Source organism: Rothia sp. P100, assembly GCF_023712425.1.
Taxonomy (GTDB): domain Bacteria; phylum Actinomycetota; class Actinomycetes; order Actinomycetales; family Micrococcaceae; genus Rothia; species Rothia endophytica.
On record NZ_JAMAYG010000002.1, the window covers coordinates 279,881 to 294,832 of the forward strand.

General features: G+C 54.4%; 10 protein-coding genes. 7 read left to right on the plus strand and 3 right to left on the minus strand.

Features of this window, described 5'->3' with window-relative positions:
* Positions 1-23: 23 nt before the first annotated feature.
* Both rpsA and M3668_RS06120 read left to right on the plus strand, forming a co-directional pair.
* Positions 24-1,496 (plus strand): 30S ribosomal protein S1, encoded by a 1,473-nt coding sequence (gene rpsA, locus M3668_RS06115; protein ID WP_251379939.1) that lies wholly within the window; start codon positions 24-26, stop codon positions 1,494-1,496.
* A 261-nt stretch (positions 1,497-1,757) separates the two neighbouring features.
* Positions 1,758-3,362: an inorganic phosphate transporter gene (locus M3668_RS06120; RefSeq protein ID WP_251380165.1), complete on the plus strand. Its 1,605-nt coding sequence runs from the start codon at positions 1,758-1,760 to the stop codon at positions 3,360-3,362.
* Between the two features lie 94 nt (positions 3,363-3,456).
* On the opposite strand, the gene M3668_RS06125 is transcribed toward M3668_RS06120, so the two are convergent.
* Positions 3,457-4,149 carry an IMPACT family protein gene (locus M3668_RS06125; RefSeq protein WP_251379940.1) on the minus strand — a complete coding sequence of 231 codons (693 nt, stop codon included), beginning with the start codon at positions 4,147-4,149 and terminating at the stop codon, positions 3,457-3,459.
* Between the two features lie 77 nt (positions 4,150-4,226).
* Between M3668_RS06125 and coaE the strand changes: the two genes are divergently transcribed.
* The 5 genes from coaE to M3668_RS06150 all read left to right on the plus strand — a co-directional run bounded on the left by coaE (position 4,227) and on the right by M3668_RS06150 (position 12,115).
* Positions 4,227-4,880, plus strand: coding sequence for a dephospho-CoA kinase (coaE, locus tag M3668_RS06130; RefSeq protein WP_251379941.1), 654 nt, complete (start codon positions 4,227-4,229; stop codon positions 4,878-4,880).
* A 176-nt stretch (positions 4,881-5,056) separates the two neighbouring features.
* Positions 5,057-6,898, plus strand: coding sequence for a BCCT family transporter (locus M3668_RS06135; protein WP_251379942.1), 1,842 nt, complete (start codon positions 5,057-5,059; stop codon positions 6,896-6,898).
* A 134-nt stretch (positions 6,899-7,032) separates the two neighbouring features.
* Positions 7,033-9,177, plus strand: a complete 2,145-nt coding sequence (gene uvrB, locus M3668_RS06140) for an excinuclease ABC subunit UvrB (protein ID WP_251379943.1) — start codon at positions 7,033-7,035, stop codon at positions 9,175-9,177.
* A gap of 91 nt (positions 9,178-9,268) precedes the next feature.
* Positions 9,269-10,465: an MFS transporter gene (locus tag M3668_RS06145; protein WP_251379944.1), complete on the plus strand. Its 1,197-nt coding sequence runs from the start codon at positions 9,269-9,271 to the stop codon at positions 10,463-10,465.
* 456 nt (positions 10,466-10,921) lie between these two features.
* Positions 10,922-12,115, plus strand: coding sequence for a TerC family protein (locus M3668_RS06150; RefSeq protein WP_251379945.1), 1,194 nt, complete (start codon positions 10,922-10,924; stop codon positions 12,113-12,115).
* Positions 12,116-12,201: 86 nt separating this feature from the next.
* Here M3668_RS06150 and M3668_RS06155 read toward each other — a convergent pair whose 3' ends face one another.
* Complete coding sequence (locus tag M3668_RS06155; RefSeq protein WP_251379946.1) at positions 12,202-13,359, minus strand: hypothetical protein; 1,158 nt, start codon at positions 13,357-13,359, stop codon at positions 12,202-12,204.
* A 188-nt stretch (positions 13,360-13,547) separates the two neighbouring features.
* Positions 13,548-14,948, minus strand: a complete 1,401-nt coding sequence (locus M3668_RS06160) for an alpha/beta fold hydrolase (protein WP_251379947.1) — start codon at positions 14,946-14,948, stop codon at positions 13,548-13,550.
* Positions 14,949-14,952 lie beyond the last annotated feature (4 nt).

Below are 14,952 nucleotides of genomic sequence, written 5' to 3' on the forward strand. Positions count from 1 at the left end.
TCCATATTGGAGCCCTTTACTTTATGAGCACCAACGTTCCCCAGGTTGCAATCAACGACATCGGCACTGAAGAGGACTTCCTCGCAGCAGTTGATGCAACCATCAAATACTTCAACGACGGCGATCTCGTTTCAGGCGAAGTTGTCAAGGTTGACCACGATGAGGTCCTGCTCGACATCGGTTACAAGACCGAAGGTGTCATCCCCTCACGTGAACTTTCCATCAAGCACGACGTAGATCCTGACGAAGTTGTTTCCGTTGGTGACACCGTTGAAGCTCTTGTTCTCACCAAAGAGGACAAGGAAGGCCGTCTGATTCTCTCCAAGAAGCGCGCACAGTACGAGCGCGCCTGGGGCGATATCGAGAAGGTCAAGGAAGAAGACGGCGTCGTTACCGGTACCGTCATTGAGGTTGTCAAGGGTGGTCTTATCCTCGACATCGGCCTCCGCGGCTTCCTCCCCGCATCACTCGTTGAAATGCGTCGCGTTCGTGACCTGGCACCCTACATCGGCCAGGAAATCGAAGCGAAGATTATCGAACTCGACAAGAACCGCAACAACGTTGTTCTGTCACGCCGTGCATGGCTCGAGCAGACCCAGTCAGAGGTTCGCTCAACCTTCCTCAACCAGCTCGAAAAGGGCCAGGTTCGCACCGGCGTTGTATCCTCCATCGTTAACTTCGGTGCTTTCGTTGACCTCGGTGGCGTTGACGGTCTCGTCCACGTTTCCGAACTGTCATGGAAGCACATCGACCACCCCTCAGAGGTTGTCGAAGTTGGCGACGAAGTAACCGTAGAGGTACTCGAAGTTGACCTGGATCGCGAGCGCGTTTCACTGTCACTGAAGGCTACCCAGGAAGATCCTTGGCAGGCATTTGCCCGCACCCACGCACTGGGTCAGGTTGTTCCCGGTAAGGTCACCAAGCTCGTTCCCTTCGGCGCATTCGTTCGCGTTGAAGACGGCATCGAAGGCCTGGTTCACATCTCCGAACTCGCAGTTCGCCACGTGGATCTCGCAGAGCAGGTTGTCTCAGTTAACGACGAACTCTTCGTCAAGGTTATCGACATCGACCTGGACCGCCGCCGTATCTCCCTGTCACTGAAGCAGGCAAACGAAGGTGTTGACCCCGAGTCAACCGAATTCGATCCCGCTCTCTACGGCATGGCTGCAGAATACGACGACGAGGGTAACTACAAGTACCCCGAGGGCTTCGATCCCGAGACCAACGAATGGCTCGAAGGCTTTGAAGCACAGCGCGCTACCTGGGAACAGGAATACGCTGACGCTCAGGCTCGCTGGGAATCACACAAGGTTCAGGTTGCTAAGGCAGCTGAGGCTGACGCAGAGGCAGCTACTGCTGCACCCGCGTCATCATCTTCTTCAGCTCCCGCTGAAGCAGCACCCACCTCATACTCATCTGAGAAGCCTGCCGAAACCGGCACCCTGGCTTCCGATGAGGCACTTGCGGAACTGCGTAAGAAGCTGACCGGCAACTAATCCTCAGCAGGATGAGAGCTTTAGGCTAGAAAGGGGCCCTTCCACTACGGTGGAAGGGCCTCTTTTGGTAGAGCTCAACTTTTCTTGGGGTGCTCAGCCCCAATAAGGTAGCCATAATCACCCTCATGTCGGGCTATAGTTAACACTGTTTCCAGTGCTTGTTAACCTTTAGTTAACCTATTGGCAAGAGTATTAACAGGGCTCGTTTAGAGCCGTAAGACAAGATGTATCCCACTGTGAGGGGGACTCGTGAATTCCAACGTGGATTCCGGTTCAAAACTTGCAACCCCTGCGTTGCAACGAGACACCACTGATAAGTGGTGGCACCTGGCCTTCGGCGGCATCATGGCCGTCTCTTTGACACTTTTTACTATCTGGTCCCTGAGTTATGTTGACCAGTCCTCCCACACTATGGTGCTGATGGCGGCGGTGTTCTTGGGGCTCTTTATGGCCTTCAACATCGGTGGTAATGATGTGGCTAACTCTTTTGGTACCAGCGTCGGTGCAGGCACCCTAACCATCAAACAGGCTCTACTCATTGCAGCCGTGTTTGAGGTTTCAGGTGCTGTGATTGCAGGTGGGGCAGTGACCGATACCGTGCGAAGCGGCATCGTCGATCTTGACGCTATTGACCTTGATCCCATGCAGTTTGTCTACATCATGATGGCTGCTCTCCTGGGTGCTGCTATTTGGCTGCTGGTTGCTACCCGTATGGGCTGGCCTGTTTCGACAACTCACTCCATTATTGGCGGTATTGTTGGTGCAGCTCTCATGACCGGTTTTACTACCGGTACCGGCGGCTGGGATATGGTCAAGTGGAGTGCTATCGGTCAGATTGTTGTGTCATGGGTTCTATCGCCCCTGCTGGGTGGTTTTTTCGCTTGGCTCCTTTTCGGGTGGATTAAAAAGTACATCTTAGGCTATAACGAGAAGGCTGATGCAGCCTTGCTTGAAATTAAAAAGAACCTTGATGAGCAACGCTCTATCGAGGACCACGATGGTTTCCAGCGCATCACTGACCTTCAGCAGGACGCTTACATCAATGCCATGTCCAGCAAAAAGAAGTTCAAGCTGAAGAAGCTGGACCCTGAGGCTGTTGAAACCGAGTACTACCGTCAAATCCACAAAATTGATGTGAAGGCAAAGCGCAAGGACTCACACCGTGCTCTTGAGGTTTATGTACCCCTTCTTGCCGCCTTCGGGGCTGTGGTCATCTCAGCAATGATGCTCTTCAAGGGCTTGGACAATCTCAACCTCGGTATCACAACCGCAGGGAACATCATGATTATGACCATGATTGGTATTCTCGTCTGGGTTAGCGTTACCGTTTTTGCTCGCAGCCTGCAGAAGCAGGAACTATCGCGCGCAACTTTCATTATTTTTGCTTGGCTCCAGGTTTTCACCGCAGCCGCTTTCGCCTTCAGCCACGGGGCTAACGATATCGCAAACGCTATCGGCCCCTTCGTTGCAATTCTGGATGTCCTCAGGACCGACTCCATCGGTGATGAAGCTGTGGTACCCCTGCCCGCACTTATTACCTTCGGTGTAGCTCTTATCGTCGGTCTTTGGTTCGTTGGCCGTAGAGTTATTGCTACTGTAGGCCACGGTCTGACCAAGATGCACCCCTCCTCAGGTTTCGCTGCTGAGCTTGCTGCAGCCGGGGTCGTAATGACCGCTTCGGTACTTGGCCTGCCAGTTTCATCAACCCACATTCTGATCGGTGCGGTTCTGGGTGTCGGTATAGTGAATAAGAGCGCTAACTGGAAGCTGATGCGGCCCATCGCGCTTGCCTGGGTTATTACCCTGCCAATTTCGGCGGCTATTGGTGCCGGTGGCGTGCTAGCTATTACCGCTATCTTCTCTTAGTCCCAGTGATACAAAGTCCGGGTGCCCTCCTTGAGCAGGGCACCCGGACTTTTATGCTCTTATCCCACGGGTAGGCGGGTTGACCGAGCGGTATCTAGCTGAGATCCACCCAGCTGCTGCCACGCCAGTGGATGGTGGTGCTGCCGGCGGTGAGTGAGGCAAGTTGTTCTTCGGTAGTTGTGCGGTTGGCGTCTTGGTCGAAGACACCTAAGGTAAGGCGTGCGCCATCAGCAAGATAGTCGGTGCTCAACACCGCGTAGCCCAGTGAACGCAGGTCATTTTCCAGCCTGCCTGCCTCGTGATGACCAACTTCAAGGGTGCCTAAGCGCAGGCGTTCTCTGGGTATCAAGGGTGCCGCGTCGAGCACCTGCACTACGGCCTCTGTGTAGGCGCGTACTAGCCCGCCAGCACCTAGTTTGATGCCGCCGAAGTAGCGCACTACCACTGCGACAATATCCGATAGGTCGGTTGTCTCAGCACCGTCCCTTCCCTCGGTACGGCGTGCTAGCAGAGCCTGGAGCATGGGGATGCCGGCGGTTCCGGCAGGTTCGCCGTCGTCTGAGGAACGCTGGACGTCGCGGTCAGCGCCAATAACGAAAGCTGAGCAGACGTGTCGAGCATCGTGGTAGCGTTTGCGGACAGATTCAATAAATGCCCGTGCTTCTTGCTCGCTCTCAACTCTCTGGACGAAACCAATGAACTCGGATCGTTTAATCTCAAGCAGAGATTGAACGGGAGCTTGGGTAGCCAGTACGGTATAGCGATTAGCTCGTGTTTCTTGCGTCATGCTCTCTATCTTAGTTTCTTATGACGCACATGAGCTGAGTAAGGGGGAGTAGGCTAGGTGCACATAAAGGAGGCAGAATGAAACGTATTGGTCTGACCGGTGGAATCGGGTCTGGTAAGTCTACGGTAGCTCAGATGCTAGCTGACCGAGGAGCGGTCATTATCGATGCTGACGCTATCAGCAGAGAATTGATGGAGCCCGGTTCCGATGTATTGAACGAAACAGTCAGGTCTTTTGGCTCGGCGATTCTGACTGCTGACGGCAGGTTGGATCGGGCAGCACTAGCTTCGGTCATCTTCGAGAATGAAGCTAAGAGGAAGGAGCTGAACAGTATCGTTCATCCGGCGGTCCGATCTGAAGCTGAACGGCAAGCTGCTACGGCTCAAGCTGACCCAGGATTCAGCGGAGTCCTCATCGAAGATATCCCTCTTTTGGTAGAGACGGGCCAAGCGCAGCGGTTTGACGGAGTTGTTGTGGTAGAGACAGCTTTAGCTGAGAGACTGCGACGTTTGGTGGATCAGCGGGGTATGAGCAGAGCAGATGCTATTGCGCGTATTCAAGCCCAGGCAAGTGATCAAGAAAGAAGAGAAATTGCCACCTGGTTAGTGGACAACTCCCACAGCCTTGAGGAAACCAGAAGGCAGGTTGAGACTGTTTACGGCCAGATTCTTGAAATGCAAGATACGGTTAAGCAAATATCATTACGTTCTGAAGAAATGGATAAAGCCTAAGCTGACTAGCAGAATCAGGCAGTCCGTGGACGCTGGGGAGGGGCTGAGCTGAGAGCTCGGGTGGCTATCGAGTTTTGTCCCACCTATTATTAATAGGTTGCCTCCAAAGGGGCGGCTCTTACGCGACTGGTGGATAGAGGTCGCGGAGAGAATAGATCATCCACAGGGTAACCCCCGTGCTCAACAAAATACACGATGCTTTGGGGCTGCGAACTAGCCCCTCGATTTTCTTTGGATCCGCAGGTTTCATTCTGCTCTTTACCGCACTGATGGTAGTGTTTCCCACCGCCATGTCTGATGGTTTTGGGGCGATATCTACCTTCATCATTACTTACCTGGGCTGGATTTACGTCCTGGGTAATGCCATCTTCTTTATCTTTCTCATTTATATAGCTATGAGCAGGTTTGGAAGAATCAAGCTAGGGCCGGATGACGCTGAGCCTGCTTACTCAGGTCTAGCCTGGTTCGGTATGCTCTTTGCTGCTGGTGTTGGTGCCGTACTCCTCTTCTGGGGAGCTGCCGAGCCCCTTTCGCATTACGCTAATCCTCCCTACGATGGCGTTGAGCCTCTGAGCGATCAAGCGGCACTCGAGGCCTTAGCCATATCTAACTTCCACATCGGTCTGTTCATGTGGGTTATCTTGACCGTCCCGGGTTTGGCGTTTGGCTACTTTACCTACAAACGTAAGCTGCCACCGCGCATCTCGTCGATCTTCCAGCCACTGTTGGGTGAACGTATCCACGGCCCGATCGGTAAAACCATTGATTGCATTAGCATTGTTTCAACGGTTTTTGGTATCGCCGTTTCCGTGGGTTTTGGTGCCCTTCAGATTAACTCTGGTATGGGCATTATGTACAGTGTGCCCTTGGGCGGCTACATCCAGGCGGGTATCATCGCAGTCCTCACCGCAGCGGGCGTTACCTCAGTGCTGATGGGGATGGATAAGGGCGTTAAGCGTTTGTCCTACATCAATATTTTGCTCGCCATTGCCTTGATGCTTTTTATTTTGATGACCGGGTCAACCCGTTTCGTTACCATGGGAACGATCGAGTCCGCCGGCTACTTCGCTCAGAAGCTGCCCGAAATGATGTTCTTTAATGACACGTTCTCAGATAGCGGCTGGCTGGGTAGCTGGACTGTATTCTACTGGGCCTGGACCGTGACCTGGGCACCCTTTGTCGGTCTCTTCATAGCCAAAATTTCACAGGGTCGCACCATCCGTCAGTTCGTGGTGGGTGTTTTGGCTGGTCCTTCGGTGTTCACCATGATGTGGATTGGTGTCTTTGGCATGAGCGCCTTTGACATCGAGCAAAACAGGGGCGGACACCTCGTGGAGACCGTCGTCGAAGACGGGGATATCCCCGCCGCTCTCTTTGAGTTCCTCGGCTTCTTCCCCTGGTTCCCGGTGATTGCAGCACTTACCCTGCTGGTCATTACTATCTTCTTTATCACCTCCATCGACTCAGCCGCTCTAGTGATGGACGCTATTGCTAATGGGCACGAAGACCCGGCACCTAAGAAGCAGGGAGTTTTCTGGGCCGTTTCAATCGGCGCCGTATCTGCATCCATCCTCGTGGCCGCAGGAGACGATGGTTTGCAGGCTTTGCAAAACGTCATTATCGTGGTCGGCTTCCCCGTATGGATTCTAGGTTTCTTGCAGATATGGATGCTGGTGCGTGCACTGCGCGAGGATGCCGGCGAACTCCCTCCCATGCGCACTCGCCAGTGGAAGCAAGTCATCCCCATTGAGGAGTACCACCGCCGCGCTCAAGAGGACTTCTCTTCGATTGAAGAAGTGACGATGCGCCCCGAATATGAGGTAGGCACCGAACCCGAGTTCGAAGGTTTGGTACCTAACACCGGTCAGATTCCCGTGGTCACTGCTGAAGATATTGCCTCTGATGCAGCTGCCAAGAAAATGTCCGATGTACCTGCTGAACTGCAGGGCACGCACACCGCGGTAGTGACCGGTTCACCTGATGCAGTAAAGCTCAATCCTACGCAGAGTGAAAAGTAACTCTGATCTAGCCTTCGGGCTTCATGCGCCCTGTCTTTCAGTTTGAAAGGCAGGGCGTTTTCTTGTAGAGAAGTTGGAGGAAAATTAGTACACCTGTTCTAGGGTTTTTTGAGCGCTGAGGGTAGGGTAGGGGTATGAGTCTTGCGCAAGAAATCAAACGAGTAGTGGCCCCTTTCGAGGTTATTTCTGAGTACCAGCCGGCGGGCGATCAGCCCAAAGCTATTGCTGAGCTCACTGAGCGGGTCAATAACGGTGAGAAAGACATTGTGCTGATGGGAGCCACCGGTACGGGTAAGTCAGCAACTTCAGCCTGGCTCATCGAGGCCGTTCAGCGGCCCACCCTGGTCATGGTACAGAATAAGACGCTAGCCGCCCAGCTAGCCAATGAACTGCGAGAGCTCCTACCCAATAACGCGGTAGAGTATTTCGTCTCCTACTACGACTACTACCAGCCCGAAGCCTACGTGCCTCAGACCGATACCTTTATTGAAAAAGACTCGTCCATCAATGAGGAAGTTGAGCGCCTTCGCCACTCAGCGACCAACTCCCTACTGACCCGCCGTGACACCATCGTAGTGGCAACCGTGTCCTGTATCTACGGTTTGGGGACCCCTGAAGAGTATGTGGCTCAGATGGTTACCCTACGCCAAGGGGAAGAGATGGACCGGGATGCGTTACTGCGCCAATTTGTTGCCATGCAGTACGTCCGTAACGATATGGACTTTCATCGCGGCACCTTCCGCGTACGCGGAGATACCGTTGAAATCATTCCCATGTACGAAGAAAATGCGATTCGAATTGAGTTCTTCGGCGATGAAATTGAGGCTATTTACACTCTGCACCCGCTGACCGGAAATGTAATCCGTGAAGAAACCGAGATGTATGTCTTTCCTGCCTCCCACTATGTTGCCGGTGCTGAGCGTATGGCGCGAGCCATCCGGTCCATTGAGAACGAGCTACGAGACCGTCTAGCAGAGCTAGAATCCCAAAACAAGTTGCTAGAAGCCCAACGCTTGCGTATGCGTACCCAGTATGACCTTGAGATGATGGAACAGATGGGCTTCTGCAACGGTATCGAGAACTACTCCAGTCACATTGACGGCCGTGCTAAGGGGACTGCCCCGCACTGTCTCTTGGATTATTTCCCCGATGACTTTTTGCTCATTGTGGACGAATCCCACGTCACCATTCCCCAGATTGGTGCCATGTACGAGGGCGATATGAGCCGCAAACGTACCTTAGTAGAACACGGTTTCCGCCTGCCTTCAGCCATGGATAACCGGCCGCTGAAGTGGGAGGAATTCTTACAGCGCATCGGGCAGACCGTTTACCTTTCGGCAACACCGGGTAAGTACGAACTCTCGCAAGCTGATGGCTTTGTTGAGCAGATTATACGCCCCACCGGTCTGATTGACCCTGAGATTGTGGTCAAGCCTACCCAGGGGCAGATTGATGATCTGTTAGAAGAAATCCGGCTCCGCGTTGACCGTGATGAGCGTGTTCTGATTACCACTTTGACCAAGCGAATGGCAGAAGACCTGACTGATTACTTGCTGGAGCACGGGGTCAAGGTGCAGTACCTCCACTCGGACGTCGATACCCTGCGGCGCGTTGAGCTACTCCGTGAGCTACGCATGGGTTCTTTCGACGTACTAGTGGGTATCAACCTGCTACGCGAAGGCTTGGACCTCCCCGAAGTATCCCTGGTTGCCATTTTGGACGCGGATAAGCAGGGCTTCTTGCGTTCCACTACCTCCCTGATTCAGACCATCGGACGAGCAGCTCGTAACGTGAGCGGCCAGGTGCACATGTACGCCGATAAAATGACGGATGCCATGCGTACAGCTATCGAGGAAACCAACCGCCGCCGTGACATCCAGAAGGCTTACAACCTCGAACACGGGATTGATCCTCAGCCCCTGCGCAAAAAAATTGCTGATATTACCGACACACTGACTCGGGAGCAAGAAGACACCGCTGAGCTACTGGCAGCCCGTAAGGCAGCCGGCGGCAAGCTGGCTCCGGTCAAGAAGGGCACCAAATACGCCGCGTCCTCACCTGAAGCTGAGGAGCTTTTTAAGAAAGCAGAACAGCGAGTGCGAGAGGACGGCCTAGCCGCAGCCCCCGCTGAGGACCTGCTCGATTTGATCGACCAAATGACCGCGCAAATGATGCAGGCTGCTGAGGAACTAAAGTTTGAGCTAGCGGGCCGACTTCGTGATGAGATTGGCGAATTGAAAAAAGAATTGCGCCAGATGCAGCAGGCAGGGCACGCTTAAATCCGATGAGCTCATCGGTAGGCTCAAGAGGGCGAAGGTACTATAATAGGGGAGTTTGCCCAGACCGCCTACACTGATGATTGAGAGTTCCATGAACCCAAGCGTTGCCCGACTGCCGGGAATGTCCCAGATTCTGCTCACTTTTGGGCTGAGTATCTGTAGCCTCTCAATTCTGCTACCAGCCTCCCCAGCCTGGGCCATCCACGGTGGTGCTGGGTCCCTTGGCGCTGGGATGACCAATGCGGTGCTGATGATCGTCACCGTGCTGACCCAGTTTATGGTTCCTGCTCTGACCCGGCGTTTTAGCTGGGCAAAGGTGCTACCAGCTGGCGCGCTCTTCATGGGTCTGCCCTCATTGCTTCAGGCAGTTAGCCCCTCACTGGTTAATGTATTGGTCAGCTCTGGTCTGCGGGGTGTTGGGTTCGGCATTCTTACGGTCTGCTGTGCCAGCGCCCTGTCCTACCTTATCCCTCTGGAATACCGGGGCAGAGCCGTTGGCCTCTATGGTCTGGCAGCAGCCGGTGCCCAGCTGATATTTACTCCCTTAGCGCCAGCTGCTCTCGATCTTTTTGGTTTCCGCCCGGTCATCATGGCTGGCGTGATTGCGGCCCTCGCCACTCCGTTCGCTGCTCAGTTGGGCGGCAAGGTAGACCGATACCTAGCGGAGCAGGTCACTACCTCAACTGGTTCTTCGCCGGCTGCAAGTACAGGGGAAATCTTGCGCCGCATTTGGCCTGCTCTGCTAACCCTAACCCTCATGACTAGTGTGGGTGGCGCCTTTTTGACCTTTTCTACCGAGATAGCACCAACCCCGGTTCTTGCTTCCGTTGCTCTACTGGCTCTTTGCGCCATGGCTACCCCAACCCGTCTGTGGGGCGGTTCGATTACGGACAGGTGGGGAACCCGCCGTTTGATGACCCCGGTCCTAGCCTTTGCCGCCGTGGGCACGGTGTTGGTAGGGCTGATGCAGGGAACCGGTGTAGGTCCGACCGTCCTGCTCATCGGCGGTGCGCTCATAATCGGTTTCGGTTACGGCTTCCTGCAGTCGGTCACCATGGTCCGCGCGCTCAACGACGCCGGCGGACCAGCAGAAACTCAACGCGCCTCAGTGGCATGGAACGCCTGTTTTGATGTCGGTACGGGTCTGGGTGCTCTTGCTATTGGAGCGCTCGCCCAGATAGCTACCTTTAGTGCTGCCTGGTTGCTGAGCGCTGCTGTTCTTGCCATCTTTGCGCTGGTGGTGGGTGTGCTTGATGCGAAAGGCTCACGGAGGTCAGCGGCGAGCTAGTTTACTCACAACTCCGTAAGGGATATTCCCTTGTTCCCGTATGAGGTAAACTCAGACAACGAGCAAGGGAGATGAGCATCACGGAAGCGAGCGCGCGAGCTTGCAAGAGTGATGCGAATAGCCATCTGTGAGCGAAGCGAACTCCGTAAGGGATACTCCCTTGTTCTCATATGAGGTAAACTCAGACAACGAGCAAGGGAGATGAGCATCACGGAAGCGAGCGCGCGAGCTTGCAAGAGTGATGCGAATAGCTATCTGTGAGCGAAGCGAACTCCGTAAGGGATACTCCCTTGTTCTCATATGAGGTAAACTCAGACAACGAGCAAGGGAGTATCCCACTAATCTCTGTTTCGTCAGCACGTTGGCCGATGACGCCCGACCGGGGCAGAGAACCACCTTTTAGGTGGTGGGAGAGACTTGTGGACTTTGGCAAACCCAACCACAAGAAAGGCTCCCATGTATATTACTGGTTTGCAGTGGGGTGTAACGATTGCGTTCATCCTCGGGCTTTTGGCCTATGACTTTTTCTTCCATGTGCGTAAGGCGCATGAACCGACCATCAAAGAGGCAGCAGTTTGGTCTGCGGTCTATGTTGGTCTGGCTTTGGCCTTCGGCCTGGTGATTCTCTGGTGGGACGGCCCCCAGTTCGCTGCCGAATACTATGGCGGCTACATCACCGAGAAGGCTTTGAGCGTCGATAACCTCTTTGTCTTCCTGATTATTATGGCCTCCTTCAAGGTGCCGCGGGCTGATCAGCAGAAAGTTCTGCTCTTCGGTATCATTTTCGCGATAATTGCTCGCACCATCTTTATTCTGTTGGGTGCTGCTGCTATCGAGCGTTGGAGCTGGGTTTTCTACCTCTTCGGTCTTATTCTGATTTACACCGCAGGTAACCTCATCAAGGGCGAAATCACTGATACCGAAGAGGACGAGGCCAATAATTTTATGGTCCGTCTAGCGAAGAAACTTTTCCACACCGTGGACTACTACGATGGCGATAAGCTTTTCACCGTTGTAAACGGTAAGAAGGTTATGACCCCCATGCTGCTGGTGATGGTTGCCATCGGCGGTACCGACATCCTCTTCGCATTAGACTCCATTCCCGCGATTTTCGGTTTGACCCAGGAAGCCTACATCGTTTTCACCGCTACCGCTTTCTCCCTGATGGGTCTGCGTCAGCTCTACTTCTTGATTGACGGTCTGCTGGATCGCCTCATCTACCTCTCCTGGGGCCTGTCCATCATTCTCGCCTTCATTGGCGTCAAGCTGCTCCTTCACGCTCTGCACGAGAACACTTTGGGCTTCATCAATGATGGCCAGCCGGTTCACGTCTTTGAGATTGAAATCCACCAATCACTCATTGTGATTGTTGGCGTTCTGGTCATCACCGTGCTGGCTTCCCTCTACAGCCCCAAGGGTAAGGCGCTGGGCACCATCCAGCGCGTCCAAACACTGTCCCAGAAGTACCTGGACCTGCCCGCGGACGCTTCACCTGAGGAGCGCGCTAAGATTCAGAGTCAGCTTGAGGAAGCAACCGCCAAGTCCCGGAAAATTCCTCAGAAGTACCGTGATGAGCTCATCGAATCTGAGACCGAGTACCAAGACCTGGTAGCTCGAGCTCGCGGTGAGCACGAGACTCACATGAGCTAAAACCTCACACTAATCCCCTCATGACTGTTTGGTCATGAGGGGATTTTTTTGAGGTGCAGCTTGGTGCTGAGGGGCGAATGAGAGCCTTACTGCGTTCCACCGTCAATCACCTGTTGCTTTTCGTTCTCAACGTCTGATGCCATACTGTTCTGGTTCATGTTGCCGAAGGCATTACCCGTCACAATGACCTCCTGGTTGCCGTCTTCTACCCAGAAACCTACCCCCTGGCCGGGATTCTCTGAATCTCGGTTGAAGGACTGACATCCGATGAGCTGGGTGCCAGGTGCATCTTTAGAGATGTGGAAGCCGTGGGCCTCACCCAGCATGGCGCTGCCACTGAGGTTATCCTTGTGACCATTGGAATCGGCTATGCAGCTGACAAAGGAGTTATTCCCGTATTTAATGAGGAAGCCGTGCCCGCCGTTGTCCTGCGCTTCGCACTGGTTGAAGGTGTTTCTAGTGGCTTTAATGTAGAAACCGGCGCCAGATTTCTCATCACCCTGCAGAGCAACAGACCGTTTGGAGTACCAGGTTTTCACCTGGGACCAGCTGGTGTTGGTGGCATAAACTTCCACCGTAGCGGCGTCCACCTTAGCGAGATTGGCTGAGGAAAGGTCAATCATAGAGAACATGTTGTCCGCAGCCCCTGCCGCAAAGGATTCGCCTACCACCAGGGCAGATCGCAAGAATCTTCTACCGCGGATACACTCCACGGTCATGCCCTGGTCATCAACTCCCTTCAATTTGATGCCCATGTCCAGGTCCCAGAGCGTGATACCTGAAACGCGGTGAGCAGCGTCAGGGTCGGACGGCTTGGGCCCATTGTGAGTGTTATAGAGGATACCGACTACGTTTTCTGCGGAATCGGCGTGCTGGAAGGCGTCCTGACCGGGCTTAATGCTGAGGTCGTGTAGCCCTGAGCGATAGACCGGGTCGGTGTTGTTCTTCTTGTCTGTTCCGATGCGAAAGACACCAGCAAGCTCACCCCAGGTGCCCACCGGCATGAACTGGGTGGACTCACCCAAACCAAAAAAGCTGACTTGGTGGCGCATTTCGATGCCCTCATCGTCCACTGCGTAGAGCCCAGGAGGGAAGACGATAGCACCGCCACCGTTCTCAGCCAGGGTCGTGGAGAGCTGGTTGATTCTTGCATTGACCGGTGTAGAGCCATCATTTACCACGCCCTCGTCGGTAGCGATGAGCAGACGGGAACCGGTATTAGCTGACGCGGGTGAAGCGTTCATCGAAGATGCAAGAAGAGCTAGTGCGCCCCCACCCAGAAACTGTGCGCGTGTCGGCAAAGCCCCCCCAAAAAATATTCTGCCAGCACGTGCTGGATGGTGGGCTATCGGCAATTCTTGCCCTTCATAAAATAGCACCACCTGACCACCAACAATTTTACTGCACCCACCACGGGGCGTCTCTGGGATGATTAGCACATATCGGCCAGCAGGTTTTTAAGGTGTCCCAGAATCAGAGTGCCGTCTTGACCCAGACCATCGTGGTGGTGGGTTTGAGATGTCCAAACCAGAGTATTGCCTACCCAATCAGCGGTTGCCATGGAGTGCTGGTAGTCCACGTAAATATCGGGAACATAGGCTGCAGCTACCAGCGGTACCTGGTTAGCAGCTAACTGCTGGTGATCATAGAGACGGCCCCAGTCATCCTTCTGCGCTAGTATCTCCGCTACCTCCGCCAGGGGACGCAGGGCAGGGTCTTCCTGGTAATACCAGGGAAAAATATGTTCGCCGGTAAAAAGTAGAGTTGTAGCGTCCGGGGCGAAATCTTCTCTTTCACTGTGCATACGGGCTGCGGACCAACTCGTGGGCGAAGCGGAGGGGGAGTCGGTACCATCGGCGTAAATGGTCTCGTGCATGAGAGCGTACAGAGGGTTACCCTGAAAACTGACCAGGGCGTTGACATCTGCCAAGAACTGGTCCGATAGCCACTGCCCGGACTCCGCGAAAGCTGACTCAAGAATATAGTGCAACCCGTGCACCCGCCCGTTGCCACCCAACAGATGGCCCAGCATCTGGAAGCGGTGCGGGGTGAGGCGCTCGCCGGTGGGCAGGAGTTCTTCTCGATGTGCAAGGTGGTCAGCAATACGAACAGCTAGCTCTTCATCTTCGGGGTACCACCCGTAGTACTCTCGGTTGCGCTCTGCCACCCGCTCATAGGTATGGCGGTAGACCTCATCAACGTGAGCACGGATGGGCGCCAAACCCGCCGTCATCCGCGAATCCTTGATACTTTCGGGGGCGAAGGAGAGATAACTGAGGGTGAGGAAACCGCCATAACTCTGACCCATGGTGCTCCACCGCTGATCGCTGCGGTCAGCTAGGAGGAAACCTCTCACCACTTCAGCGTCTGCGATGATGGAATCCGCCCTGAAAAGTTCGCAGTATTCGGCCTGAATGTCGGAGCTGCCCAGCGCCGAAAGTGTGCGTGCAGTGAGGGGAGTGGAGTTACCCGTGCCGCGCTGATCCAAGAGCACTAGCCGGTGGGTTTTAGCAAGTTCTGCAACCCAGCCTCCATCTGAGACCGGGCGCGGGCTTTTACCACCGGGGCCGCCCTGTAGGTAGACCATGTAGGGGCGGCTCTCCACCTCACTCATGAGGGCTGAGGAAGTGTCAATAATTTCGCGGGCGAAAATGGTGATGCTGTGAGGTGCAAAACGTGAGGACGCCGCGGCGTCCGCTCCCTTGCCATAGACGAGACCGTGGGTGGCGGGCACCGTGAACCAGTGGTCAATGAGTTTGAGATTACCGAAGCTGTGGGTAGCTCCCACCCTGTGCGTTGCTGCGGGAAAAGTTGGGTGGTGGGGGGCTGCCATGATG